Origin of the sequence: Kribbella kalugense, from assembly GCF_004365875.1 — a bacterium.
Classification (GTDB): domain Bacteria; phylum Actinomycetota; class Actinomycetes; order Propionibacteriales; family Kribbellaceae; genus Kribbella; species Kribbella kalugense.
In genome coordinates this window covers 83,805-110,450 of record NZ_SODF01000003.1, presented here as the reverse complement: position 1 = coordinate 110,450, position 26,646 = coordinate 83,805, and the positions used below count along the sequence as shown (strand labels likewise).

Annotated in this window: 24 protein-coding genes; 14 read left to right on the top strand and 10 right to left on the bottom strand. The window is 67.2% G+C overall.

The genetic code is table 11. The features are described from left to right. Positions 1-205: 205 nt before the first annotated feature. Both EV650_RS31805 and EV650_RS31800 read right to left on the bottom strand, forming a co-directional pair. Positions 206-886 (bottom strand): SRPBCC family protein, encoded by a 681-nt coding sequence (locus EV650_RS31805; RefSeq protein ID WP_134122870.1) that lies wholly within the window; start codon positions 884-886, stop codon positions 206-208. After that, on the bottom strand, positions 883-1,452 hold the full coding sequence (locus EV650_RS31800) for a winged helix-turn-helix domain-containing protein (protein ID WP_134122869.1): 570 nt from the start codon (positions 1,450-1,452) through the stop codon (positions 883-885). Before EV650_RS31800 ends, EV650_RS31805 begins: the two co-directional genes overlap by 4 nt. Before the next feature lie 263 nt (positions 1,453-1,715). Between EV650_RS31800 and EV650_RS31795 the strand changes: the two genes are divergently transcribed. The 9 genes from EV650_RS31795 to EV650_RS31755 all read left to right on the top strand — a co-directional run bounded on the left by EV650_RS31795 (position 1,716) and on the right by EV650_RS31755 (position 11,540). Further along, positions 1,716-2,633, top strand: coding sequence for a nucleotidyltransferase domain-containing protein (locus EV650_RS31795; protein ID WP_134122868.1), 918 nt, complete (start codon positions 1,716-1,718; stop codon positions 2,631-2,633). Next, on the top strand, positions 2,623-3,378 hold the full coding sequence (locus tag EV650_RS31790) for a nucleotidyltransferase domain-containing protein (protein ID WP_166678359.1): 756 nt from the start codon (positions 2,623-2,625) through the stop codon (positions 3,376-3,378). Before EV650_RS31795 ends, EV650_RS31790 begins: the two co-directional genes overlap by 11 nt. Positions 3,379-3,600: 222 nt before the next feature. After that, entirely contained in the window at positions 3,601-5,724 is a 2,124-nt protein-coding gene (locus tag EV650_RS31785; protein WP_134122867.1) for an alpha-galactosidase, read from the top strand. A gap of 33 nt (positions 5,725-5,757) precedes the next feature. Continuing rightward, entirely contained in the window at positions 5,758-6,702 is a 945-nt protein-coding gene (locus tag EV650_RS31780; protein ID WP_238174608.1) for a carbohydrate ABC transporter permease, read from the top strand. Continuing rightward, a complete protein-coding gene (locus EV650_RS31775) occupies positions 6,699-7,580 on the top strand; it encodes a carbohydrate ABC transporter permease (protein ID WP_134122866.1) in 882 nt (293 codons plus the stop codon). Before EV650_RS31780 ends, EV650_RS31775 begins: the two co-directional genes overlap by 4 nt. Beyond that, positions 7,580-8,935, top strand: coding sequence for an ABC transporter substrate-binding protein (locus EV650_RS31770; protein ID WP_134122865.1), 1,356 nt, complete (start codon positions 7,580-7,582; stop codon positions 8,933-8,935). The genes EV650_RS31775 and EV650_RS31770 overlap by 1 nt, the downstream gene beginning before the upstream one ends. A 169-nt stretch (positions 8,936-9,104) precedes the next feature. Further along, positions 9,105-9,671, top strand: coding sequence for a DUF1707 SHOCT-like domain-containing protein (locus EV650_RS31765; RefSeq protein WP_134122864.1), 567 nt, complete (start codon positions 9,105-9,107; stop codon positions 9,669-9,671). Continuing rightward, positions 9,668-10,081 (top strand): hypothetical protein, encoded by a 414-nt coding sequence (locus EV650_RS31760; RefSeq protein ID WP_134122863.1) that lies wholly within the window; start codon positions 9,668-9,670, stop codon positions 10,079-10,081. The genes EV650_RS31765 and EV650_RS31760 overlap by 4 nt, the downstream gene beginning before the upstream one ends. Continuing rightward, the gene (locus tag EV650_RS31755; protein WP_238174607.1) at positions 10,074-11,540 is read left to right on the top strand and encodes a multicopper oxidase family protein; all 1,467 of its coding nucleotides are present in this window, start codon (positions 10,074-10,076) and stop codon (positions 11,538-11,540) included. Before EV650_RS31760 ends, EV650_RS31755 begins: the two co-directional genes overlap by 8 nt. Here EV650_RS31755 and EV650_RS31750 read toward each other — a convergent pair. The 6 genes from EV650_RS31750 to EV650_RS31725 all read right to left on the bottom strand — a co-directional run bounded on the left by EV650_RS31750 (position 11,520) and on the right by EV650_RS31725 (position 16,393). Next, positions 11,520-11,741, bottom strand: coding sequence for a hypothetical protein (locus tag EV650_RS31750; protein ID WP_238174606.1), 222 nt, complete (start codon positions 11,739-11,741; stop codon positions 11,520-11,522). The two genes, EV650_RS31755 and EV650_RS31750, sit on opposite strands and share 21 nt — an antisense overlap. Before the next feature lie 80 nt (positions 11,742-11,821). After that, positions 11,822-12,919, bottom strand: a complete 1,098-nt coding sequence (locus tag EV650_RS31745) for a sulfite oxidase (RefSeq protein WP_134122862.1) — start codon at positions 12,917-12,919, stop codon at positions 11,822-11,824. Positions 12,920-12,960: 41 nt separating this feature from the next. Further along, positions 12,961-13,569: a response regulator transcription factor gene (locus EV650_RS31740; RefSeq protein WP_134122861.1), complete on the bottom strand. Its 609-nt coding sequence runs from the start codon at positions 13,567-13,569 to the stop codon at positions 12,961-12,963. Between the two features lie 10 nt (positions 13,570-13,579). Next, entirely contained in the window at positions 13,580-14,716 is a 1,137-nt protein-coding gene (locus EV650_RS31735) for a sensor histidine kinase (RefSeq protein ID WP_134122860.1), read from the bottom strand. 25 nt (positions 14,717-14,741) lie between these two features. Then, positions 14,742-15,476: an ABC transporter permease gene (locus tag EV650_RS31730; RefSeq protein WP_134122859.1), complete on the bottom strand. Its 735-nt coding sequence runs from the start codon at positions 15,474-15,476 to the stop codon at positions 14,742-14,744. Further along, positions 15,473-16,393: an ABC transporter ATP-binding protein gene (locus EV650_RS31725; protein WP_134122858.1), complete on the bottom strand. Its 921-nt coding sequence runs from the start codon at positions 16,391-16,393 to the stop codon at positions 15,473-15,475. The genes EV650_RS31730 and EV650_RS31725 overlap by 4 nt, the downstream gene beginning before the upstream one ends. A 187-nt stretch (positions 16,394-16,580) precedes the next feature. On the opposite strand from EV650_RS31725, the gene EV650_RS31720 reads away from it, so the two are divergent. Further along, entirely contained in the window at positions 16,581-17,072 is a 492-nt protein-coding gene (locus EV650_RS31720) for a DUF1269 domain-containing protein (RefSeq protein ID WP_134122857.1), read from the top strand. Here the strand turns inward: EV650_RS31720 and EV650_RS31715 are convergent. Further along, positions 17,069-18,352: a hypothetical protein gene (locus EV650_RS31715; RefSeq protein ID WP_134122856.1), complete on the bottom strand. Its 1,284-nt coding sequence runs from the start codon at positions 18,350-18,352 to the stop codon at positions 17,069-17,071. The two genes, EV650_RS31720 and EV650_RS31715, sit on opposite strands and share 4 nt — an antisense overlap. 184 nt (positions 18,353-18,536) lie before the next feature. Here EV650_RS31715 and EV650_RS31710 point away from each other — a divergent pair, with 184 nt between their 5' ends. Beyond that, positions 18,537-20,840: a chitobiase/beta-hexosaminidase C-terminal domain-containing protein gene (locus tag EV650_RS31710; RefSeq protein WP_134122855.1), complete on the top strand. Its 2,304-nt coding sequence runs from the start codon at positions 18,537-18,539 to the stop codon at positions 20,838-20,840. Between the two features lie 42 nt (positions 20,841-20,882). Here EV650_RS31710 and EV650_RS31705 read toward each other — a convergent pair whose 3' ends face one another. Further along, complete coding sequence (locus EV650_RS31705; RefSeq protein WP_134122854.1) at positions 20,883-21,869, bottom strand: glucuronyl esterase domain-containing protein; 987 nt, start codon at positions 21,867-21,869, stop codon at positions 20,883-20,885. 129 nt (positions 21,870-21,998) lie between these two features. Here EV650_RS31705 and EV650_RS31700 point away from each other — a divergent pair, with 129 nt between their 5' ends. The 3 genes from EV650_RS31700 to EV650_RS41440 all read left to right on the top strand — a co-directional run bounded on the left by EV650_RS31700 (position 21,999) and on the right by EV650_RS41440 (position 26,400). Then, positions 21,999-23,033 carry a LacI family DNA-binding transcriptional regulator gene (locus tag EV650_RS31700; RefSeq protein ID WP_134122853.1) on the top strand — a complete coding sequence of 345 codons (1,035 nt, stop codon included), beginning with the start codon at positions 21,999-22,001 and terminating at the stop codon, positions 23,031-23,033. Between the two features lie 45 nt (positions 23,034-23,078). Beyond that, positions 23,079-23,990 carry an aminoglycoside phosphotransferase family protein gene (locus EV650_RS31695; protein ID WP_134122852.1) on the top strand — a complete coding sequence of 304 codons (912 nt, stop codon included), beginning with the start codon at positions 23,079-23,081 and terminating at the stop codon, positions 23,988-23,990. A gap of 103 nt (positions 23,991-24,093) precedes the next feature. Then, positions 24,094-26,400: a DUF222 domain-containing protein gene (locus EV650_RS41440; protein WP_134122851.1), complete on the top strand. Its 2,307-nt coding sequence runs from the start codon at positions 24,094-24,096 to the stop codon at positions 26,398-26,400. Positions 26,401-26,646: the final 246 nt, after the last annotated feature.

Below are 26,646 nucleotides of genomic sequence, written 5' to 3'. Positions count from 1 at the left end.
GGAGTTCGACGCCAAGGAGGGAGTGGACGGGGAGGGAGTGGACGGGGCGGAATCTTCACCGGAAGTGCCTCTCGCCGGACTTCGGTGATCGTCAGGACCCCCACCAGATCACCGTGGCGTCAAAGTACTCCCGGGTAACCATCGATGGTAGACCGAGCGTGCTGACATCTTTGCGCCCTGTCACCGCCGTGTCAGCGGACCGTCCTCAGGCCGGGTAGCGCTTCTCCCACCAGGCGCGCCAGCGCGCGTCCACCTCGTCGGTATCCACGTCGCCGTACAAGCTCAGGACGGCCATCGACGCGCCGTCCGGCTTCTTGTCCCCGGGCGGGATGTGGCTGAGCACCAGCAGACCGTTGCCCCAGGCATCTACTGTCAGGCCGGCCTGGTGCTCGGAGGTATACCAAATCTCGCCCTTCGCCTGCTCGCCGATCAACTCGACCGCATACGGCGTACCTGCGGACCCGTTTGGTATACCAAGCTCAGTGATGGGGGAGAGCTCGCCGGTGCCCGAGTAGAAGAGCGTGTGTCGTTCCTCGTCCGGATGGTGTTCCAGGGCGAAGCGGAGTTGCTGGAGGAAGGTCGTCCAGCCCTCGGTGACGTCGTCGTAGTACGCCTCCCACTTGGGATCGGCACCACGCGGCGCCCGGGTCAGCGTGATCCGCGACCCGCCCTCGACCGCCTCGACCTCGAACCGGTCCCCGTGCTCGAGAGTCAGCGTCGTACCGTCCTCGGTCACGTCGGTGAAGTAGATGAGGTCGATCTCCTCGTCCAGCCCACCCTCGGTCCCCTCGTACTCCCAGCCGTGCCAGTGCCGGATCTTCTCCTTGTTCCGCAGGGCGTCCCACACTGCCTCGACCGGCGCCGCCACGGTCACCACGATCTTCATGATTCTCCTTCGGTACGGCGGGCTGCCGGGTGACCGCCCGCGATCAGCCGGTACGGCCGCCCGTCCTCGCTGTCGAACTGCTGGATCACCTGCTGCACGGCCGCGGTCAACGCATCGGTGAACTCGTGCACGTCACCCGGCTCCGCGAACCGCACCTCGGCCTCGAGGGTGAACGTCAGCAGCCGCTTCCCCTCCGCGTCGGCCGCGTTCTGCATCCGCGCCACATCCCGAACCGTCCCCGCAGCCACGTCCACCAGATGCTCGGCGGCGTACTGATCCTGGATCTGGGTGAACGCATGACCCATCACGCCCGGATCGACCACCAAACCCGCCGACGCACGCAGGATCCGCTCGGTGAACCCACGCCGCTGCCGCTCCTCGACGAGCTCAACCAGGCCGGCGTTCTCGAGCTCACGCAGGTGATAGTTCACCCGCTGCCGCGGCAGCCCCAGGACAACCGCGAGCTGTGTCGCCGACGAAGGCTCCCGCAACAACTCCAGCAACCGCCGCCGCATAGGCGACAACGCCAACCGCACCTTCTCCGGCTCCTCGACATACCGCAACATGCCCCCCAATCTCCTATTGACAGAAAAAACTGTCAATACCCCGCCACTGCCACCCACCCGACCACGAAACCCCGGACGCCCACGCCATCACCCGCCGCGCCCGACACTCGCTTCACGCCGGGCGCGGCGGACCCCACCAATCACGAAGCCGCGGACACCCACGCCATCACAACCAGCGGCCACCGCCCGCGCCCCGCGTGGAGCAGTCGGCGAACGGCAAATGTGATGGCCTGGCGATCCGTCGGTGGGGGAGCATTGGCCGCATGTCTGTGCAAGGGCCGCAGTTGCCGGTGGGGACCCAGGTGGTGATTCGGGTGGCGGGGCCTGATGATCACGGGGGTACGGCGCAGCGTGGGGCTACGGGGCGGGTTTCGGGGATTGCTGCGGATGGGCGCTACTCGGTGCGGCTTGTTGATGGGCGGGAGACGGTTGCTCGGCGGGATCAGTTGAGTCTGCGGACGGTGTACCAGGACGAGGCGATCGAGCTCGAGTTGCCGGACGGGGACCGGCTGGTACGCGAGCACACGATCTACGCGGCCGTCGTCGGATCGCGGGCGTTCGGTCTGGATACGGACACCTCGGACACGGACACACGCGGGGTGTACGTCGCGCCGACCGAGGCGTTCTGGTCGCTGGCCAAGCCGCCCACGCATGTGGACGGGCCGGAGCCGGAGTGGTTCTCGTGGGAGGTCGAGCGGTTCTGCGAACTGGCGTTGAAGGCCAACCCGAACCTGCTCGAGGTCCTGCACTCACCGCTGGTGGTACGCCAAACGCCGCTAGGTGAAGAGCTGGTCGACCTGCGCCAGTCGTTCCTCTCGCAGCTGGTATACCAAACCTACTCAGGCTACGTACTCAGCCAGTTCAAGAAGCTCGAAGCCGACTTCCGGCGCGACGGATCACCGAAGTGGAAGCACGTGATGCACCTGATCCGGCTGCTCCTCGCGGCACGCAGCCTGTTGCTCGAGGCAACCTTGGTCGTCGACGTTGGGCCACATCGGGAGCGCCTGCTGGCAGTCAAGCGCGGCGAGGTGTCATGGGACGAAGTCGAGCGCTGGCGGCTCTCCCTGCACGAGGAACTCGACAACGCCTTGCAGCGAACGACCCTCCCGGCAACGCCGGACGTCGGTGGAGTCGACGAGTGGCTGCGGTCAGTACGGAGGAGGAGCCTCGATGACGCGTGACATGCGACAACTCGACTACGCCGAGCTGCGCACGATCATGGGTGAGCAACCGTATCCGTTGCTGTTCGCAACTGTCTCCGGCGCGCATCTGTACGGCTTCCCGTCTCGTGACTCCGATGTCGACCTGCGTGGCGTTCACGTCCTGCCGGCCGCTGACGTGGTCGGGCTTCGAACCGGTCCGGAGACACTCGACCGGACGTGGTTCGAGAACGAGGCCGAGGTCGACCTGGTCACCCACGACCTGGCCAAGTTCGCGCGGCTGATGCTCCGCCGCAACGGCTATGTACTCGAGCAGGCCCTCTCGCCGCTCGTAGTCCTCACCACACCTGAACATGCGCAGCTGGTCGAGCTCGCAGCCGGCTGCATCACCAAGTGGCATGCGCATCACTACCGCGGTTTCGCCAAGACCCAATGGGAGTTCTTCCTCAAGAAGGGTGAGCTCAAGCCGCTGCTGTACACGTTCCGGGTCCTGCTGACCGGGATCAACCTGATGCGTACGGGCGTCGTCCAAGCAGATCTTCGGGAGCTCTCAGGCGGGCCGTCGTACCTGCCGGACCTGATGTCGGCCAAGGCCGAGGCCGAGCATGCACCCCTGGACGGCCCGTCGCACGACCGACTCGCTGCGGACATCGCGCGGCTGCAGACCGAGCTGGATGTGGCCGAGGCGGCAAGCAAGCTGCCAGACCGCCCATCGGCGGAGCCGGCCCTGCACGACCTGCTGGTCCGTACCCGCCTCAGCCGCTGAGCCCCTGGTCCAGGGTCGGCTCAGTCCGGACCCGCCTCAGTCGCTGAGCTCCTGGTCGAGGGTCGGCTCAGTCCAGGCCTGGCTCGGTCGCTGAGCTGCGGTCTGTTCCTTCGTTGTAAAGCCCTCTAGGGTATTTACTTAACTTCGTGAAGCATTGACATTGGGGCTGGCGGGGTAAATAGTTCCGTCCTGAAATCAATCAGAAAGCAGAGTGAATCAACAGTGTCGAACATCGAGATTCTGCAGCTCCGGGCCGCTGAGGTCAGCCTGGTGCTCGATTGCTCCGGTCCGGCTCTTCCGTCCGTCCTGCACTGGGGCGCGGACCTGGGTGAGCTGACCGAGAACGCTCTGCTGGAACTGCGTCGTGGCGCCGGTGCGGTCCAGGACGGCAACGGCCTGGACGAGAACCGTCCGATCGCGATCGTCCCGGAGTACTCGTCGGGCTGGTTCGGTATGCCAGGACTGAGCGGGCACCGCGACGGCCATGACTTCTCCGCGAGCTTCCGGCTGACCAGCGTCGCGCAGACCGACAACACGGTTCAGGTCGACGCCACGGACACCGAGGCCGGGCTCGAGCTCCGCCTGACCATCGAGCTCACCGACTCGGGTCTCGTGAAGGCGAAGGCCGACCTGGTCAACACTGGCACGACGCCGTACACGGTCGATGGGCTGCTGCTCGCGCTGCCGGTGCCGACCGAGGCGACCGAGTTGCTCGATCTGACCGGACGGCATATCGGCGAGCGGCAGCCGCAGCGGCACGAGTTCACCCAGGGCGCGCACATCCGCGACAACCGTCGCGGCCGTACCGGCGCCGATGCGACCTTGCTGCTGTTCGCCGGCACACCCGGGTTCGGCTTCGGTACCGGCGAGATCTGGGGCGTCCACACCGCCTGGAGCGGCAACCACCGTTCGTACGCCGAGCGCGGCATGAGCGGGTACGGCGTCATCGGCGGCGGCGAGCTCCTGCTCCCGGGCGAGGGCCGGATCCAGCCTGCGGGCACCTACAGCACGCCGTGGATCTACGGCTCGTACGGCGTCGGCCTCGACGACGTGTCGCAGCGGTTCCACGACTACCTGCGGGCCCGGTCGAACCACCCGAAGACTGAGCGTCCCGTCGTACTGAACACCTGGGAGGCCGTGTACTTCGACCTGGACCTGGACAAGCTGAAGGCGCTCGCGGACGCGGCCGCCGAGGTGGGAGCCGAGCGGTTCGTCCTGGATGACGGCTGGTTCCGCGGCCGCCGCGACGACCACGCCGGGCTCGGTGACTGGTACGTCGATGAAGGGATCTGGCCGAAGGGGCTGCATCCTTTGGTAGACCACGTGAAGGGTCTCGGCCTGCAGTTCGGACTCTGGGTCGAACCGGAGATGGTCAACCCGGACTCCGACCTGGCCCGCGAGCACCCGGACTGGATCCTCGCCACCGGGGACCGGATGCCGCCGACCGCCCGTCATCAGCAGGGCCTGAATCTTGGTATACCAGCGGCGTACGACTACATCCTCGAGCGGCTCGACAGCCTGCTCACCGAGTACGACATCGCCTACCTGAAGTGGGACCACAACCGCGACTTCGTTGACGGCGGCAACCAGTTGACGGGCACGGCGGGTATCCACGAGCAGACCCTGGCGGTATACCGGCTGATCGACGAGCTCAAGCGCCGGCACCCGGGTCTCGAGATCGAGTCGTGCTCGTCCGGCGGCGCCCGGGTCGACCTCGCCATCCTTGAGCGGACCGACCGGGTTTGGGGCAGTGACAGCAACGACGCGCTCGAGCGGCAGACCATCCAGCGGTATACCCAACTCCTGCTGCCGCCGGAGCTGATCGGCTGCCACGTCGGCCCGCCGCGGGCGCACACCACCGGCCGCACGCAGACGTTGTCGTTCCGTGCGATCACCGCGCTGTTCGGTCACTTCGGTATCGAGTGGGACATCGCGTCCGCCAGCCCCGAGGAGCGCGAGGAACTCAAAGGCTGGGTCGCGCTGCACAAGAAGCTGCGGCCGCTGCTGCACACCGGCAGGGTGGTGCGCGCCGACCGCGGTCCTGAGGACGTACTCGTCCACGGGGTCGTTGCGCAGGACGGCGAGCGTGGCGTGTTCAGCGTCGTACAGGTGAAGCAGTCAGTCACGTCCGCGGTCGGCCGCGTGAGGCTGCCCGGGCTCGACCCACAGCGGACGTACAAGGTCAGCAAGATCGCGACACCCGGACCCGAGTCGCGCTCCGCGGCCTGGTCGGCCGACGGTAGAAGTGTCGAACTGAACGGCGCCGCCCTCGCCTCGGCCGGAGTGCTCATGCCCGTGCAATGGCCCGAGAGCGCGATCTTGCTGGATGTGACTGCGATCGGGTAGCCCGCCCGATCGCCAACAGAAGAGGAGATCCCCGTGACCGCCACCACCAACGCACCACCTGCCAGGAAGCGAAGTCACGGGGATCGGGCGGCGCCGCCGGCGAAGCGGCGAAGTCTGGGTGATCTGAAGGTGGCGATGATCTTCATCGCCCCGGCGACCCTGGGCTTCGTCGTGTTCTACATCTGGCCGACGCTGCGCGGCGCGTACCTGAGCTTCACCGAGTACAGCTTACTCTCGGCACCGAAGTTCAACGGGCTGGACAACTACCACCGGATGATCCACGACAGCTTCTTCTGGAACGCGCTCGGCGTCACGGTCGAGTACGTCGTGATCAACATCGGCCTGCAGACCGTGCTGGCGGTCGGCATCGCGATGCTGATGTACCGGCTGACCAAATCGATCACGGTCCGCGCGATCATCCTCGCGCCGTACCTGGTGGCGAACGTGGTCGTCGCGCTGGTCTGGTACTGGATGCTCGACTTCCAGGTCGGCATCGTGAACACCTTCCTGGGCTGGGTCGGGATCGACCCGGTCGCCTTCTTCGGCGACTCGCACTGGGCGATCCCGACCGTTGCCGGCATCAACGTCTGGCGGCACATGGGGTATACCGCCCTGCTGGTCTTTGCCGGACTCCAGACGATCCCGGCGTACGTGTACGAAGCCGCTGAAGTCGACGGATCGACGGAGTGGAAGACGTTCTGGCGGATCACGTTGCCGCTGCTCCGGCCTGTTCTGGTGATGGTCCTGGTGGTCACCATGATCGGGTCGTTCCAGATCTTCGACACGGTCGCCGTGACCACGCAGGGCGGTCCGATCAATGCGACCCGGGTCATCTACTACTACATCTACGAGCGGGCGTTCACGCGCTTCGACTTCGGGTACGCGTCGGCGATGGCGCTGGTGCTGTTCGCCATCCTCGCGGTCGTCTCGCTGGTCCAGCTGCGGCTGCTGCGGGCGCGGGAGAGTGATCTCGCATGAGGAAGCAGGTCAGCGTCGGCCGCACAATCGCCTGGGTTCTCTTGTTCATCCTGCTGATCGTCACGCTCTTCCCGTTCTACTGGATGTTGCGTACGGCGTTCTCCGACAACACCCAACTGCCCGGCCACCCGCACTCACTGCTGCCGGTCGAGACCACACTCGGCGCCTTCAAGCGAGTACTCGGACTGTCGAGCATCGAGGAAGCGCAGGCCCAAGGCGGCTCCGGTGCGGCCGTCAACTTCTGGCTGTACCTGCGCAACTCGTTGATCGTGGCAACGATCACGACGGTGTGCCAGGTGTTCTTCAGTGCGATGGCGGCGTACGCGTTCGCGCGGCTGCGCTGGCCGGGGCGGGACAAGGTGTTCGCCTTGTTCCTGGCCGCATTGATGGTGCCGCCAATCTTCACCACGCTGCCGAACTTCGTGCTGATCAAGAACCTCGGGCTGCTGAACAGCTTCGCCGGCATCATCTTGCCGGGCGCGTTCATGACGCCGTTCGCGATCTTCTTCCTGCGGCAGTTCTTCCTCGGTATCAACCGAGAACTCGAGGAAGCCGCGATGATCGACGGCGCAGGACACCGGCGGATCTTCTTCGGGATGATCATCCCGCTGAGCGCGGCGCCGATTGCGACGCTGGCGATCCTCACCTACATCAACTCCTGGAACGACTACTTCTGGCCGCTTCTCGTCGGTCAGCAGGAGAACGTGCGAGTGCTGACGGTCGCGCTGGGTGTGTTCCGTTCGCAGACGCCGCAAGGTGGGCCGGACTGGGCCGGGTTGATGGCGGCGACGCTGATCGCGGCGCTGCCGATGATCATCCTGTTCCTGGCGTTCGCCAAGCGGATCACCAATTCCATCGGCTTCTCGGGGATCAAATGATGACGCTGTCACGAAGGACCCTGCTGAAGGCAGGACTCGCCGCTCTCGCCGTACCGTCGCTTGCCGCCTGCAACAACGGCGCGACGGCCCGCGGGCAGGGCGAGGTCATCTACTGGCTGTGGGACTCCGCTCAACTGCCGATGTACACCGAGTGCGCCAAGGTGTTCCACGAGCAGAACCCGCAGTACAGCGTGACGATCGAGCAGTACGGGTGGAACGACTACTGGTCCAAGCTGGTGACCGGCTTCATCTCCGACACCGCGCCGGACGTGTTCACCGGACACTCGTCGAAGTACCCGCTGTTCGCGGCCAAGGGTCAGGTGCTGCCGATCGACGAATACGTTGCCAAGGACAACGTTGATCTGGGCATCTACCAAAAGGGTCTCGCCGATCGCTGGATCGGTGCCGATGGCAAGCGGTACGGCCTGCCGAAGGACTTCGACAGTGAGGTGTACTTCTACAACAGCGCGTTCACCGAGGCCGCCGGGATCAGCACCGAGCAGCTCAACTCGATGACCTGGAACCCGCGCGACGGCGGGACCTTCGAGCAGATCCTCCGCCGGCTGACGGTGGACTCGAAGGGGCGTCGCGGTGACCAACCCGGGTTCGACAAGGACCACGTCAAGGTCTACGGACTCGGGTACTCCGATGCCGGCGGTGGTGACGGGCAGACCAGCTGGAGCTGGTACGCCGCGATCAACGGGTGGAAGTACTCCGAGGGCGAACCGTGGGGCACGAAGTTCTTCTACGGTGACCCGAAGTTCACCGACACGATCGGGTGGTGGCGCGGTCTGATCACCAAGGGCCTGATGCCGAAGTACGCCGAGGCGAAGTCCGGAGTGGACGTCACCACGTCGTTCGGTGCCGGGAAGTACGGGATGACCCCGAACGGCTCCTGGATGCTCGGGACGTACGGCCAGCTGAAACAGGTGAAGACCAAGCTGGCACGGCTCCCGATCGGCCCGATAGGGAAGCGAATGTCGATGATGAACGGTCTCGCGGACACCATCTGGGCCGGGACGAAGCGGCGGGACGCGTCCTGGGCCTGGGTGAAGTTCCTCGGTTCGCAGACCGCGCAGGACATCGTCGCGAAGGCGGGAGTGGTGTTCCCGGCGGTGGCGGCGAGCCTGCCGGCGGCGAAGGCGGCGTTCGCCAAGAGCGGCTGGGACGTCACGCCGTTCCTGGAGCCGGTCGAGGCGGGCGACGTGTTCCCGTACCCGGCCAACCCGAACGCCGCGGACGTGACCGCGGTGATGACGCCGGCGATGGAGTCGGTGATGTCGTTCGAGGCCGATCCGAGTTCGCTGATCAAGGCGAACAAGGATGTGAACCAGATCCTCTCGGTGAACAGCTGAGGGTTTACCCCGGGACGGCCTACGCCCGGGGGAGTACGTCGTACTGCGTCGGTAGGCGCAGGGTGCTCCTCCGGGGGTAGGTGAGGTGTCGCCGCTGAGGCGACGCGCTGACAGGGCTTGGAAAGACAACCTTGGTGCCATCGAAGAACCACGAGCACCGAGGAGAGTCATGAGCGAGGAGAAGCCGGGCGGATCGATCCGTATCGGCGACAGCGAGCGCGAGGACGCGGTCAGGCGTCTGGGCGAGCACTACGAAGCCGGCCGGCTGAGCGCGGAGGAGCACTCCGAGCGGGTCGATCAGGCGTTGCGGGCCACGACCGGAGCCGACCTGGACGGGTTGTTCGCAGACCTACCGGGTGCTCATCAGACGGCCGGCGCCGGTCAGGCCACCGCCGGTGAGGCCGCCTCCAGCGGCGATGGTGAGGGCTGGGCCGGGCCGTGGGGCTGGCGCAAGCCGCCGTGGACAGCGGCGGAGAACGCCGCCGGTTCGACCGGTCCGGGTGCCGGGGGCGGTCGGGGTCCGGGTAGGCCGTTCGGTGGTCAGCGACCGGAGTGGGCTCGGCGCGGGTTCATCGGGCGGGTTCCGCTGCCGTTGCTGATCGTGCTGGGTGTGCTCGCGGCGCTGGCTTCGATCGGGTGCGTGGTGGGTGGCGGGCATCCGCCGTTCCTGCCGATCGTGTTGATCGTGGCGGCCGTCATCGTCATCCGGAAGCGTCGGATGGAGCGCCGGGCATGAGAACGGTATACCGGGTGACCGGGCTGGTGATCGCGATCGGGGTCGTCCTGCAGATCGCCTCGATCGCGCTGTCCGGGTTCACCATCGCGAAGGATGCGAACGACGGAAACTCGATCGGCGCGGACTACAGCAACCTCGGTGAGAGCTACCACAGCATCGCCGGTTCGGTGATCGGTCTGCTCGCGCTGGTGTTCCTGATCGCGTCGTTCCTGACCGACGTACCGCGTGGCCGGATGCTGGCCGGGATCGTGGTCGGCCTGGTGGTCCTGCAGTTCCTGCTCGCGGTGGTGTCCTTCGGGGTCCCGGCGCTCGGCGTGCTGCACGGGATCAACGGGCTCGCGATCGCCGCCGTGGCCAGCATGGGGGCTCGACGGGCCGCTGTACCCAACCAGCCTGTGACCAGTGCCTGAGGTCAAGAAGCGCAGGCGGCTGGGCCGGCTGATCGCTCTGGGGGTGACCCTGGCGGTACTCGTACCGCTGGGGTACCTCTGGGCGACCAGCCTGGTCCCGGGCTCGTACGACCCGGCCGAGATGGGGTACGCCGATTACGGCGGCGGACCGGCGTCGTCGATGGAACACATGAGTCACGGTGACATGCCGGGGATGAGCGTCGCGGATCTGACCGGGCCGACGACTGGTATACCAAATGTCGCCGTGACGCTGACCGCGCGGAAGCAAAAGTTCCAGCTGGCGTCCGGAGAGACGATCGACGGGTACACCATCAACGGGACGTCGCCCGGTCCGTTGATCCGGGCTCGGGTCGGCGATCTGATCCAGGTGACGTTCGTGAACGAGTCGGTGCCCGACGGCGCGACGTTGCACTGGCACGGGATCGACGTGCCGAACGCCGAGGACGGGGTCGCCGGCGTGACGCAGGACGCCGTACCGATGGGCGGGAAGTACGTGTACCGGTTCAAGGCTGACCAGGCCGGGACGTATTGGTACCACTCCCATCAGGTGTCCAGCGACGAGGTCAAGGGCGGGCTCTTCGGCCCGATCGTGATCGCGCCGGCCGCCCCTGGTGATGTGGTCGCCGCGATTCACACGTACGACGGGAAGCGGACGATCAACGGCCGGACCGGGACGGGACGCATCAATCTCGCGGCGGGTACGACGGCACGGGTCCGAGTGATCAACACCGACAACACGGTCCTGCGAGTCGGCCTGGTCGGTACGCCGTACAAGGTGGTCGCGGTGGACGGACGCGACGTACACGGGCCGACGCCGGTGACGGCTGCGTATCCGTTGCCTGCCGGTGGACGGGTGGACCTGGAGGCCGTGGTGCCAGCCGGCGGGATGCGACTCGTGGCGGGTACGGCAGCGGTGTCACTCGGGATCGGATCGACAGATCCGCCAGAGGCCGAGCTGCCGGCGGACACGGTCGATCTGCTGACCTACGGCACGCCGGCACCACTCGGGTTCGACCCGGCGAAGGCGGACCGGAACTTCGAGTACCGGATCGGCCGGCAGGTCGGGTTCCTGGACGGGAAGCCGGGGCTGTGGTGGACCATCAACGGGCACAAGTTCCCCGACGTCCCGATGTACATGGTTGCCGAGGGCGACGTTGTCCGGATGAAGATCTCCAACACCAGTGGGCAGGCGCATCCGATGCACCTCCACGGCCACCACGCCGTCGTACTCTCCCGCAACGGCGTCGCGGCCACGGGCTCACCCTGGTGGGTCGACACCCTTGAAGTAGGCAACAAAGAGACCTACGAGATCGCCTTCGTCGCCGACAACCCCGGCCTCTGGATGGACCACTGCCACAACCTCCCGCATGCCTCCCAGGGCCTGATGACCCACCTCATGTACGAAGGGATCACCACGCCCTACCGCGTCGGCGGCAAGTCACACAACAAGCCGGAGTGAGTCCGGGGTCTGGTGCGCCAGATGCATAGCGGCGATACGGGCGCAGGCGGCGTCGATGGCGGCTCGTTGGGAGTCGTAGGAACCCCACCACAGCGGGTTGTCCGGCTGGGGGTCGAGTCCGTCGTCGACGTCGGCGTACCACTCGTCGAAGGTCCGGAAGACCCGCGCGTGCAGGTGGAGCTGTAGGTCCAGTTCGTTCACCGCAACACTCCTGGAGTGAGACCGTGTCCTCCTCCAGCATGTGACGCGGGAACGACGGAACCGCACAACGACACGCGGAATCAGGTGACCAGGACGGTGATCCGCTGGGCCGTGTTGTTGACGAAGCCGCCGCGGTTCCAGGGCGCCTCGATGGGTTGTTCGCGGCCGCTGGCGTCGTACGCGCGGACGGTGAGGACGTGCTCGCCGGGCGTCGCCTCCCAGTCGTAGGCGAAGGCCCGCCAGGCGAGTTCGTCGTTGCCTGGGGCATCCAATGTGGCGAGATGCCAGTTGACGCCGGCATCGGTGCTGACCTCGACCCGTTCGATCGGCGCCCAGCCGGACCAGGCCCGGCCGAACAGCGGAACGGTGCCTGCGGCAACGAAGCGGTGCCGGCTCATGAAGTCCGGGAACCCGGGCGGCACCAGCAGCGCCCGCGGCTCGATCCGGGTCACGGCTACGCCCGGATCGTCGGGGCCGGTCCGGATCCGGTACGCGACCGAGTTCTGGAACCCGTCGAACGGGTGGTCGATCAGCTCGATCGACCGCAGCCACTTCACGCTCGCCATCCCGTACCACCCGGGTACGACGAGACGCAGGGGATACCCGTGCTGCGGCGGCAACGGCCCACCGTTCATCTCCCAGGCGATGATCGCCCCGGAATCGAGCGCTTCCTCGACCGACAACCCGCGCTGGTAGTCCTGCTCGACGCCGCGCTCGATCCCGTGATCCGCACCGGTGAACACCACGTCCACGGCATCCTCGCGGATCCCGGCCTGCCGGAGCAGATCGGACAACAGCACGCCGGTCCATTCCGCCGTACCAACCGCTTCCGACAGCCACGGCTGACTGATCGGACGAGGCTGCAAGGTGGCGCGGCCGTTGCCGGCACACTCCAGCGTGACCCGGATCGTACGGCGTCCCATCGCGCGCAACGCGGTCAGCCCGAACGACAACGGTTGCTCGACGCATCCGTCCACCTCGAGCAGCCAGTTGCCCGCATTCGTTGCCGGGATGTCGTAATGCACCAGCACGTAGTGCAGTCCCGGCGGCGTCACGTCGTACCGCAAGCCTTCCAGCGGCATCCCGTGGTTGCGCGCGGCAAGCTGCAACTCGTCGTTGGTGATCCCCTCACCGGTGTCCGCCAACCGCCCCCGGACACTGAAGTCCTCGATCGACATCAATCCCCACCCCCAGGCCCAACCCTAGAGGTAGAGACCGGCTACAACCAGCCGTTGTCGACGGCGATGCGGGCGGCCTCGGCGCGGGTACGGGCGCCGGTCTTGCCGATCGCGGCAGAGAGGTGGTTGCGGACGGTGCCTTCGGACAGGTGGAGCTCCTTGGCGATGTCGGCGACGGTGCCACCTTCGCGGGCGGCCCGCAGTACGTCGGCCTCGCGGCCGGTGAGCGGGCTCGTCCCGGCGACCAGGGTCTCAGCGGCGAGTGACGGATCGACCACGCGCAGCCCTTGATGCACCCGGCGTACCGCATCGGCCAACTGCGTCGCAGGCGTGTCTTTGACCACGAATCCGGCAGCCCCAGCCTCCATTGCGCGGCGCAGGTACCCGGGCCGGCCGAACGTGGTCACCATCAGCACCCGCACCCCGGGTACGGCGGTCCGCAGCGCCGCGGCCGCCTCGATCCCGTCCAGCCCGGGCATCTCCACGTCGAGCAGGGCCACATCGGGCTGACAGTTCTTGGCGGCGTCGATCACCTCGTCGCCACGACCGACCTCGGCCACCACCTCCAGGTCGGGCTCGAGATCGAGCAGCGCGGCGAGGGCGCCACGAACCAGCGCCTGGTCGTCGGCGATCAGCAATCGGATACTCACAGTTCCATCCTCACAGGCCTACCTTCACCGCCAGCCGGAACCCGCCGCCAGGCGCCTCGCCGACCTGCACACTCGCATCGACCTGATCCGCCCGCTCCCGCAAGCCGACCAGCCCGTGCCCGGACGCTCCGCCACCAGGCGTCGGGCCCTTCCCATCGTCCAGTACTTCGATCTGCCGGGCGCTGAGCTTGATCGTGCAGCGTTTGGCTCCGGAGTGCCGTACGACGTTGGTCACGCCTTCCCGGACGACCCAGGCGAACAGTTCCCGGTTCTCCTCCGGCACCTCGTCCACCGTGGTCGGCAGGTCCGGCTTGACCTCGGCGGCCTGCAGGGCGGCCTTGGCGGAGACCAGCTCACCGGCCAGGCTCAACTCGCGGTACCCAGCGACCGCGGCCCGGACATCGGCCAGCGCGGCCCGGGCCAGGCTCTCCACGTCCGCGACCTCCGCGGCCGCCCGGGTCGGGTTCGCCTCGATCAGCTTGCCGGCCAGCTCCGCCTTCACCGTGATGACGGTGAGCGAGTGCCCGAGGATGTCGTGCAGATCCCGGGCGAACCGGTTCCGCTCCTCCTGCACGGCCAGGTCGGCCATGTCCTTGCGGGTCGCGTTCAGCTCGATGCTGCGCTGGATCGCCCGCCGCATCCCGAACACCGCCAGCGCGCCGAGGAAGATCGCGAAGCCGTAGGTGCCGTCGTCGCTCCACCCCGGCACTACCCGCATCGAGATCTCCGCCCCGGCGAGCAGGATCGCGACGAACGCGAAGGCGGCCCGGAGATCCAGCAGCATCATCGCGACGGACGCGATGTAGACCAGGCCGGTGAGGGCGGTCTGGCCGGCGGTCGGGATCATCAGCAGGCAGAGCGTCATCATCAGGGCCAGATACCCGACCCGCTGCCAGCGCGCCAGCAGATGCTTGCGGGCCATCCGGCGCAGGATGCCGAAGAACCCCAGGTAGCTGGCCGCGAACAGGATCACCGTGAGGAATCCGATGGCCTGGCTGACGCCGTCCTGACGCTCCGCGATCTTCTGCAACGGCTGCGCCAGGTAGAACAGCCAGACCCCTGCCGCCAGCCAGCCCCAACGGCCCGGACCGGCGCCGATGCGGTCGGCCATCCCGTCCAGGACGTTGGGGCTTCGGTTGGTTTTCACAGTGGTCACGGTACTGCCCTTGCGCTCACGCGCGGGCGGTGTCGGCGCGGTAGCGGCGCAGTCCGATGAAGCCGAGTACAACGGTCCAGCCGAGCACCACCAGCAGCGCCTGGGTGTCCACGCCGCCCGTGGTCAGCGCGCTGCGCGACGTCAGGCCGGTCCAGTACGCCGGGGTGAGCTGGGCGATGTGCTTCATGATCGAGGGCATCTGGTCGACCGGCAGCCACAGTCCGCCGAAGGCCGCGATCAGCATCGTGCTCAGACCGGTGATCGGCTGCACGCTGTCCGGCTTGGCGATGTAGCCGATCACCAGGCCGATGGCCGCGAACGGGAGGGCGCCGAGCCAGGACACCGCGGCGACCGTCAGCCACTGGGTCAGGCTGAGGTGCACGTGGCCGAAGATCATCCCGAAGGCGAACACGCACAGCAGCGGGGGAATGGCCAGCAACAGCGAGAGGATCACCTTGTTGACGACGTACGCCTGGGGCTTCAGCGGGGTGAGCCGGAGCGTCCGGTTCCAGCCGCCGTCGCGCTCGGCCGCGATCACGCCGCCGCTGCTCATCGCGGCGGACATCGAGCCGAACATCGCCATACTCACCATCACGTAGGCGATCGCGGAGATCCCGCCCTCGCTGGCGTCCTTGGGGATGGTCAGGCCGAAGATCATGAACAGCACCAGCGGCATCAGGATCGAGAAGATCAGCACCCGGCGGTTCCGCATCGTCCGGCGGATGTCGAAGATCAGGTAGTTGCGGTTCATGCCAGGGTCTCCTGTGCCTTGTCTTGTTCCTTGACCTGGTCGCTGATGGCGAGGACGGCGTCCTCGAGGTCGGCGGACGTTACTTCGATGTCGTGGGCGGTGGTGTTCTCCAGCAGGTGCCGCAGCGTGTTGTCGGAGTCCGCGCACTGCAGCAGGACGACCTCGCCACGGGTCTCGACGTTCCGTACGCCGGGCAGTGAGGCGAGCGCGGCCAGGTCGGCGCCGGGGATGGTGGCGCGGATGGTCCGGCCGGAGACGCTCGCCTTGATCTGGGCGGCGGTGCCGTCGGCAACGACCCTGCCCTGCCGCATCAGTACGACGCGGTCGGCGTACGAGTCGGCCTCTTCCAGGTAGTGGGTGGCGAACAGCACGGTCCGGCCGCGCGCGGTCTCCTCGTGCATCGAGGCCCAGAAGTCCCGCCGGGACTCGACGTCCATGCCGGTGGTCGGCTCGTCCAGCACGATCAGGTCGGGCTGCGGGATGATCGCCATCGCGAACCGCACCCGCTGCTTCTGACCGCCGGACAGCCCCTTCATCACGCGGCCGGCCAGGTCGGCGATGCCGGCCCGCTCGAGCGCCTGCTCCACCGGCATCGGGTCCTTGTGCAGACCGGCGACCAGGTTCAGGAGTTCGCCGACCTTGGCGTCCTCGATGATTCCGCCGCTCTGCAGCATCACCCCGACGGTGCCCTGAGCGATCGCCTCGACCGGCGTCCCGTCGTATACCTGGACGGTGCCCTGGTCCGGCTTCACCAGTCCGAGCAGCATCTCGATGGTGGTCGACTTGCCGGCGCCGTTGGGCCCCAGCAACGCCACCACCTCGCCGGCCCGGATGGTCAGATCCACCCCGGCGACGGCCTGCACATCCGCGTACTTCTTGGTCACACCCCGCAGGCTGACCGCAGTCGTTGTCGTCATACCCAGAAGCTTCCTGGAACAGCCCGTCGTACCTCTGGATCGACCGTCACGAACCACCCATGACATCCGTCAGCCCGCTCTCAGGGTCGCTTCTCAGGGGTGGTTGGGGGAGTGTGGTGAACAAGGATCCGGGTTCGGGCGTCCACAGGTGTGGAGAGGCGATCAGGAGGGTGGGGGAGTTGCAGCGATGGCGACGTTGACGGTGTGGAAGTTCGATACCTGGGATGGGGCCAACCAGGCGATCGGGACGTTGGAGAGTCTGGCCAAGCAGAAGCTGATCAAGATTCACGATGCGGCTTCGGTGTCCTGGCAGCCGGAGAAACGCCGGCCCCGGACCCGGCAGGTGCGGAACATGACCGGGCCCGGCGCTGTCGGCGGGATGTTCTGGGGGATGTTGTTCGGGACGATCTTTCTGATGCCTTGGGCAGGTGCCGCGATCGGGGCCGCGGCGGGTGCGGTGGCGGGGTCGCTGATCGACGTGGGGATCGACGACGACTTCATCAAGGAGGTACGCGCGCAGGTGCAGCCGGGGACCTCAGCGCTGTTCCTGCTGTCCAGCGACGAGGTGACCGGTCAGGTGCGCGAGACGTTCCGGAAGACACGCCTGCGCGCCAAACTCATCCACACCGATCTGACCGACGACCAGGAAACAGCCATCCACGAGATGTTCGGGGACTAGACGTCAGGATGGGCTGACACGAAGCTCTGGAAGGCGCTGTACGGCGGGTTGAGCGGCGTACCGTCGCCTTCGGTGAGACCCCATTGGTCGCCGCCGTCGAGCTCGTAGAACATGGCTGACTGGAATGCCTCGGTACTGCGGTGTGCCTGGAACTCGGCCAGCTGGGTCGGGATGTACGACGCGCGGTGCGCGGTGCCCTGGTTGGGGTCAGAGTTCCACTCCGTCATCATGAACGGCTTGCCGTAGCGGGCCTTCACGTAGACGGGCAGGTTGAAGGACGGGCCGGCGCCATCGGTGCCGATGTGGAAGATGTCGCCGTCGCCCTCGTAGTTGTGCCAGGTCGTGATGTCCCAGCGGATCTGCGGATAGCCGCCCGAGCCGTCCGGCTGCATACCGTCCCAGAGTGCGTCGGCGGCGGCGATGTCGGACTTGCAGAAGTTGATGCCGCACGCCGCTGAGGGCTGGACCGTCTTGACGCCGTCGATGAGGCCCTTCATGAAGCCGCGCATGATCGGCCAGTTGGTGTTGTTGAAGTCGATCGCCTTGGTGCCGGCGTCGGCCTCATGGCTGGGCAGGATGATGTACGGGTCACGGGTGAGTTCGTTGCCGCACTCGTACATGGTCACGCCGTGTGGCGCGAGGGCTTGCGCGACTTGGGTTCCGATCGCGCGGGCGGCGTTATACGCGTCCGATTCGGAGCCGTACGCCAGCGCGCCGTTCGCGTCGCGCAGGCCCGCGTCGATCACTGGGAACGTTGTCTTGCCGGCGCTGTTCAGGTAGCTGGCGATCGTGGCGGCGGCGCCGATCGTGCTCGCGTTGCCGCCGGTGTTGACCCGGAAGACGGAGGCGCCCAGTGCGGACATTCGGTCGGCGATGACGGCGGGTGAGAGCTGGGTGTCGTAGTGCCCGTTGACGCCGTACATCAAGCCGGCTGGAGCGGAGAGCGGGATGCGCGGGTCGGTCACCTTGAGCCAGGTGTTGTTGAGGCAGACGTACCACTGGCCGCCGGTGCCGGAGTGGTAGACCATTCCGCCGTACCAGAGCAGGACCGAGACGTTGTAGGTCTCGCCAACCGTCGCGCCGTTGCGGTAGATCACGCCCGCGGAGACGGTCCAGACAGCGCCGCCATTGTCGGTGATCGAGGTGGCCGAGGGGATGGTCGTGCCCTCCGGTGAGGCGTTGGGCGAATCTCCTGCCGCGGCCTGGAGGATCGGCGTACCGGCGGCGAGAGCGAGGGAGGCGCTCGCTCCGAGGAAGAGGCGACGCGAGATTTCCTTCATTCGTGACTCCCGACGGCTCGGGTTGCGCAATAGTTTGCGCAGTCAGCATGCGGGCCTGGCAGGAGACTCGTCAAGAGCTCGTACCCCACCGTTGACAAAGTTGTCATCGCAGTTCTAGCGTCCCCGATCAACACCCGATCTCCGCGTGAATCCTGCCTATCCACTCCCGAACGACGGAGTACTCGTGAAGATTCGTCCGCTCTCTGCAGGGCTCACTCTGGTGATGCTCTGCGCGGTCGCGACGGCGACCTCAGTGCAAGCATTTTCACAACCTTCCGCAGAGCCTGCTTCAGCCGCAGTTCCGGTCGACTGCACGCCCGCGCCTGCGAACCCGACGACCGACAACGTGGCCGACTACCGGCTCGACACCAACGTCGTCGCGCCCGGCCGGTGGTCGTACCAGTCGGTCAGCGGCAACGCCACCGGACTGCTCGGGAAGGGTGGCTCCGGCGTCTTCGCGGCCGACGAGTGGGCCGCCGACGTGAAGAAGCCGGAACACGCCTGGTTCGTCAAGGCCGACGGCTCGATCGGCACCGACGACCGCGCCATCTCCGAGACCTACACGGTCGCCGACCAGGCCGACGGCAAGAACCTCCACCTCAGCGGCACCTTCGAGTCGCCCGGCGGCCGCTTCCGCGTGCTCCTCGCCCACGACGGCGACTCTGCCGTCACCGCAGGCCCGTTCACGGAGCTCTACACCTACACGGGTAAGGCCGCGTCCTTCGATCTCGACCTGGTGGCGTCGAAGGGCGACGACCTGTTGTTCGTCAGCGATCAGGTCACCACCTGGTGGGTGCCCGGCAAGCTGAAGGCCACGATCACGACCGAGCTGGCGCCGCAGACGGCCACCGTCACCGCCACGCCCGGCCCGGGCGCGATCAGGTCCGGAAACACCGTGCAGCTTGCGAGCGCGACGAAGGACGCCTGCATTCGCTATACGACTGACGGCAGCGACCCGAACTCCTCGACGACAGCCAAGCCTTACCGCGGTCCCATCGCGATCACTGCCGACACGGGCCTCAAGACTGTGGCCGCCGCGACCGGTTCCGCACCTAGCGTCGTGGCCGATCTGCCGTTCGTGCTGAACGAGCCGTTCCGCGCTTTCGCGGGTGAGAACCAGGGCACTCAGACCGGTCTCGTCGCCGGCGTGCAGTGGGATCGAATGGACTTCGACTGGGGTTCGATCGAACCCGCGAAAGGTCAGATCGACCAGGCCGCGCTCGCCGAGTACGTACGTCAGTTCACCCTCGCCAAGTCACACGGCATCACCATCCTGCCGGTGCTCGGATACACCGCCGGCTGGGCGGCCAACCGGACCGGCTACTCGTACGAGTTCCACGGCAAGACCTACGTGTACGGGCCGGTGAAGTCCGAGAACAACGGGCAGTTCACTCGCCAGCTGGTGACCAAGGATGCCCACGGCAACGTGTTGTCGACGAAGGACGTGCAAACGAGCATCGGCCGTACGCCGCCGCAGAATCCGGACGACTGGAAGAGCTTCGTCAAGCTGGCGGTCGACACCCTGAAGCCGCTCGGGATCACGTACTTCCAGGTCTGGAACGAGGCCTACCCAGGCTCCGGTTTCTGGGAGGGCGGCATGGATCAGTACATGACCGACATCCAGTTGCCGGCGGCAAAGATCATCCACGACAACGGCGTCAAGCTCGTGTACGGCGGCTGGATCTGCGGCGCCCCGTTGAGCGAGTACATCGCGCTCCTCGACAAGTACAAGGCCTGGCAGGGCATTGATGTGTACGACGTGCACTACATGCCGATCGGCACGATGCAGACGATCTACGCGGCGGCGCAGAAACGCGGCATCAAGAACCCGGCCGTCTGGCAGACCGAGCTCGGTTTCACCACCGAGGACAAGTTCGTCGCCGACATCTACCCGCGGGTCTTCCACTGGGCGCTGAGCAAGGGAGGCAACGATCTCGACCGGTTCAAGCTGTTGTACTTCGCCGAGTGGTCGCCGGACGACCCGGCTGCGTACGGCTACAACCGGACCCTGCGCTCCGGCAACAACCTGAGCCCCAAAGGCAAGACCCTGGTGACCCTGGCGAACCTGCTCCGCGGCGCCAAGGCCGAGACCTACGACAACTTCACCACGACGCCCGAGTTGAAGCCGGAGCTGAACGAGGCGCTGTCGACCGCGAACGGCTTCCGGCTCGACGACAAGCGTCTGGTGCTCGCGATCGACCTCAAGCGCCAGAACCAGGCCAACATCTTCGAGGACCCGAACACCGGCGACACCATCCACCTCGGCTTCGGCGAGCCGACGATGACGGTCACGTTGAAGGACGTGCGCAACGTCAAGTCGCTCGACCGCGTCGATCTCTACGGGAACCGTACGCCGCTGCAGTGGAAGAGCTCCGGGCACGACACGATCCAGGTCGAGGTGCCGATCATCGACCCCGACCCGATCGTGAAGGCGCTCAACCAGACCGAGCAGGAGGACGTCTTCTACCTGTCGCTCGTGCAGAACTGAAGCCGTGGGCCTAGGGGCCGCCTCACTTGCCGAGGGCGGCCCCTAGGCTCGGGCGAAGGCCAGCGCCTGCATCCAGTCGACCTCGGTCAGCGCATGCCCGCCGGGCCGAACGTGATAGCCGATCCCGCCGTCCTCGAACGCCGGACCGGCCGCGACGACGGCCAGGTACTCGCCGACCGGATCGGCCCAGTCGTCGTCCTCACCGCTGCAGACGAACACGCGGCGCGGCGCGATGCTCGTGAGCAGCTGATGCTGATCGACGGGCAGCCGGCTCTCGGCACCGGCGTACGCCGAGAACGACGGGACGAACCAGTGCGGAAAGGCTTTGGTGATCGCGGCGATGTCCTCACCGCCGGGGTGGCGGAAGAGCGAGGCGCCGACGCAGCCGGAGCCGTTGGAGACGGTCACGGCGAAGCGATCGTCCTGCGCGCCGGCCCAGAGCGCGGCCTTGCCTAGGCGGGAGTGGCCGAGCGCGATCGCGCCGACCGGGGTCAGGCCCGGGATGCCGGTGGCGATGTCGAGGCAGCGCGACAGTCCCCAGGCCCAGGCTGCGACGGCGCCCCATGTTTCCTCTGGGAAGAGCGCCCGTACACCTGTTGCTGTTGGTGCGGGGTCGTCGGGCTCGATCTGCTGGTAGTCCACCGTGAGTACGGCGTACCCGGCGTCGATGATCTTCGCGTAGGGCCAGCGTTGTGCTTCGTCGCCGTCGATCGAGTCGTCGTTGCCGGTGAAGTTCAGCGCGACGACGACCGGTGCGGGGCTCGCGGTCGCTGGACGGTGAATGAGGGTGTCGAGCTCGAGATTGCCTAGTGGGCAGGCGATGGTGGCTCGGTGGCGGAGGCGATCGGCGGCTCCGTCTAGCACGCCCTTCTCCTCCGACAGCAGTACGACGTCGGTGAGGTGACCGCCGTCGGGGGTGCGGCCGTAGATCGTGCGACTGAACGTGTCGATGTCACTGGGGCCGGTTGGCAGATCTGGGAGGGTGGCCCGTTGCCAGGCCTCGGGGAGTGAGGTGACTTGGTTTGGCATGGCAGCTCCGATGATGGGTGGCCGGCGCAAGTATTTTCGCACGTTCTGCACGCCGGGGCAGGGGAGTTGGGCGCAAGCGATTTCACACCCTTACACTCGAGCATCGGGCCGACTGCGAGAGGAGGCGTTGTGGCGAAGCGGGCCAGCATGAGCGACGTCGCCCGGGTGGCGGGCGTCTCGCTGACCACGGCTTCGCGCGCCTTGAGCGGTGCCGGCCGGGTCTCCGCCGAGACGCGGGCGAAGGTGATCGAGACCGCGGAGCGGCTGCAGTTCCAGCCGGACATGATCGCGCGGTCGTTCGTCACCGGACGCAGCTTCATCGTCGGGGTGCTTGCCGAACACGCCCACGGCCGGTTCAGCATGCCGCTCATCGTGGGTGCGACCAACTATCTCGGGCGGGAGAACATCGCCGCCGTCACCCTCGACGCGCACGGCACTCCACGCATCCTCAATGACTACCTCAAACGCCTGCGCTCCCGTCGCATCGACGGCCTCCTCGTCGTCGGCGATGATCCCAACCGGGCCAGCCTGGTGCTGTCCGAGGACTTCGCCGTACCTGTCGTTTTCGCGTCTTCGTCGGCGACACCTGAGACGGATTACGTCGTTGCGCCCGACAATCGCGGTGCCGGACAGGCCGCGGCCGAGCATCTGATCGACATCGGCCGGCGGCATATCGCCCACGTGACCGCTGCCGTCCACGATGCGGCGGTCGACGCGCGGGTGACGGGTTTCACCGAAGCCATGGCGGCCGCCGGTCTGCCGATCGCGATGGGCGGCGGGCCGCTCTACGGCAGCTATCTGCAGCGCTGGGGCATCGACGCGGCGGAGCGGATCATCGCGAGTGGCGAACCGGTCGACGCGATCTTCGCGGCCAATGACGAGATCGCGATCGGGCTGTTTGCAACCTTCCATCGGCACGGCATCCGCGTTCCTGATGACATCGCCATCGTCGGTTACGACAACCGGTTGGCGGGTGTCATGCGCCCGGATCATCCCCTCAGTACGTTCGATCCGGAGCTCGCCACGGTCGGCGAGCGGGCGGCGCAGCGGCTGCTCTCAGTCATCGCCGGCGCCGGCGAACCCGGCATCAATTACGTCCAACCCCGCTTCGTCGAGGGCCGCTCGACGGTCGGCCCTACCCTCTCGCCGTACGACGTACTCTGACCGAAACTGGTTGCCTGCTTGCGATTGGACTGCCAGAGTCGCGGGATGGCTCGGGTAGCGAAGTTGCATGACGACGAGGTCGAGATCGACTCCGCGCTGGTCGAACGGCTGGTTGCGGAGCAGTTTCCGGACTGGGCAGGGTTGCCGGCCCGGGTGGTCGAGCGGTCCGGGACGGACAACGTGACGTTCCGCGTGGGGGACGAGCTGGCGGTCCGGTTGCCGCGGACGGAGCGGACGCAGGGGCAGGTGGAGATGGACCTGACTTGGATGCCGCGGTTGGCGCCGTACCTGCCGCTGGCGATCCCTTCGCCCATCGCTCTGGGGGAGCCTGGTGCTGGTTATCCCTTCAGTTGGGGCGTTTATCGGTGGTTGCCGGGGTCGCCGTTCTCGTCGGAGCTGGCCGATCCCGTGTCCGTGGCGCGGGAGTTGGCCGGGTTCGTGCGGTCTCTGCGGGAGATCGACACCACCGGGGCTCCGGTTCCGGACGACGATCCATTCAGCCGGGGTACGCCGTTGGCGCCGCGGGACGGGATGTTCCGCGAGGCGTTGGACGAATTGCGCGAGTACTTCGACACCGGGCTGCTGCTGGCCGCGTGGGAGGAGTCGCTGGCGGCGGACACCTGGGACGGCACGCCGGCCTGGATCCACGGCGACCTGATGTCGGGCAACGTATTGGTTGCTGACGGCAAGTTGTCCGCGGTGATCGACTTCGGCACGGCGCGGGCCGCGGACCCGGCCGGCGACGTGATGGCCGCGTGGTTCCTGTTCGAGGGCGAGTCCCGGAAGGTATACCGCGAGTCCCTGGAGATCGACCGCGACACCTGGGTCCGCGCGCGCGGCTGGGTGCTGTCCCTCGAGATCATCGCCATCCCGTACTACCGCGACCGCCGCCCCAACGCCATCCCCGAAGGCCAAACCTTCATCGCCGACGTCCTCTCGGACTTCACCGCCCGTTAGCTTGTTGCCTATGGCAAGATCCACAGTTGTGGATAACGGAATCCCTTGAAAATAAGGGGTTCTGGCTTTGAAAACTGTCGGAGGGGGTGCCTAGAGTTGATGCATGGACCGGGCACCTGAGCTGATGAGCGACCAGGAGCTGGTGCACGCTCTCGACCAGGCCGACTCCGACCTCGCCCGCATCGAAACCCGCCGCCTGCGGCTCGTGGCCGCGCTGGACAGGTCCGGGTACGCCGAACAAGTAGGTGCCCGCGACACCGTCCAGTACCTCGAATACCGCTACCGCCTCGACCACTACCGAGCCCGCCGCGACGTCCACCTCGCCCGAGCCCTCCCCAAGTACCCAGCCATCACCACCGCCCTCCCCGACATCACCGACCTTCCCGAGGACGAGGAGGCGGCGCCTGCGGTGGTTCTCCGCCCGGCCCAGGCCGAAGCCATCGTCACCGCCCTGGAAAAGGTCCCGACGACCGTGCCGGTGGCTGATATCGAGGTCGCCGAACGCGAACTGGTCCGCCTCGCCCGCCACCTCCCACCGGCCGAGCTCCGCAAGGCTGCCGAACAAGCCCGCGACATCCTCGACACCGACGGCCCAGAACCCGAAGAACAGAAAGCCTCCGCCCGCGAAACCCTCACCTTGATGACCGCCGACCGTGGGGTGAAGTTCAAGGGCTACCTCGCGAACGAAAACGCAGAACTCTTCCGCTCACTGATCCTCGCCGGCGCCGGCCCTCACAAGACCCTCGACGGTCAACCCGACCCCCGCACCCGCGAAAAGCGCCAAGCCGACGCCCTAACCACCACCCTCACCCTCGCCGCCACCGCCCTAGACACCGGCACCCCATCCCCAACCATCCCCCGCCCCACCACCGCAAACCCGCACACGCCTGGCACCACGACGCCGGGCACCACGACGCCGGACCCGTCGTCCACGCCGAACCCATCCACGTCAGGCGCCACGACACCGGACACCGCAGCTCGCGCTACCACGCCGGCGGCCGGTGCCGTGGCCCCAACACGGGACGGTGCGATGAACGGGTCCGACGGTGGGCCGGACCAGGCTGCGCCCGGTAGCTCGGCCAGTGGTGCAACTGGCGGGTCGGCCGCTGGGTCGGCCGGTGGGTTGTCCGACAAGTCGGCTGGCGGGTCGGACGGTGCTGCGCCCGGTGGTGCGGTTGGTGGTGCAGGTATCGGCCCGGTGGCGGGTCGAGGGGGTAGTGGGGTGAGCGGAGATGTGGTGCCCGGGTTCGGGGCGAAGGCGAACATCACCGTGACCATCGACCTACACGACCTCAAAGCCGCAACCGCCGACGCCATCGGCGACACCGTCTACGGCCCCGGACTCTCCGCCGCCACCATCCGCCGCCTCGCCTGCGACGCGAAAGTCATCCCCATAGTCCTCGGTTCGAACTCCGAACCCCTCGACGTCGGCCGCACCGAACGCCTCGTCACCCGCGCCATCCGCCGCGCCCTCAACACCCGCGACCGAGGCTGCGTCATCTGCGGAGCACCCCCGATCATCTGCGACGCCCACCACCTCACCTCCTGGATCGACGGCGGCCCAACAGCCATCTCGAACCTCGCCCTGCTCTGCCGCCGCCACCACACCGACCTCCACAACGGCCACTGGACCATCACCATCACCAACGGCCAGGTCCACGTCACCCGCCCCACCTGGGCCGACCCACCACCCCACCCCAACCCACACCAGAACAACCCATGCCAGAGCACAGCACCACCACCCCGTCCGACACCCCACACCAACCCACGCCAGAGCACAGCACCACCACCCCGTCCGACACCCCACACCAACCCACGCCAGAGCACAGCACCACCACCCCCACGACCCCGCTCGACGCCTGACCGGCCACCACTCGACAGCCGACCACCAGGCCGGTCGACACCGGACGACCCAACACCGGACGACCCGACATCCGACGACGGGACGTCTGACGGCCCGACATCTGGCGGCCCCGGCCCCGACCACCGAGGACCTGACCGTCAGGCATCCGACCGGCAGACAGTCGGCGACTCGGCAGTCGGCGACCCGGCAGTCGGTCGGTCGCCGGCGGGCGAAGTAGTCGCCGGGGATCTGCGCGCGGGTGGGGACGAAGGCTCGGTGCGGGCCGATGGATCTGTTCGGTCGGTGGCCGTGGATTCGGTCGCGCCCGGGGAGGCGGGGCTGATGTTGGCCGCGAGTGACGGGCGCCTCCGGGACGAGGCGCCCCCTGCGCCTACCCAGGACGGCGCGGCGCTGCGCGATGCGACGTACCTGGCGATCTGGGGCGAGCGCCCACCAGACGACCGGAGAGCGAAGCCGCCGCACCGACTCTCCGACAGCGTGCCGTTCGACCCCTGGGGCGAGTCCAGCGATCTCACCCGAGCCACAACAGCCCCCGAACCGTCCTAGCAGCTGCCGCAGGCGCAGATCATCGCGACCGGCCGGTTGGTCGGTGCTGCGTCGGCGTACGGATTCCCGGGTGGGATGCCGTTCGAGCTGTGGGATGGGTCCGGTGATCTCGGCCCAGCCGTGACCGCGGCCGATCCGCCCTAGCAGCTGCCGCAGGCGCAGATCATCGCGACCGGACGGTTGGTCGGTGCTGCGTCGGCGTACGGATTCCCGGGTGGGACGCCGTCGATCTGTGGGGCGGGTTCG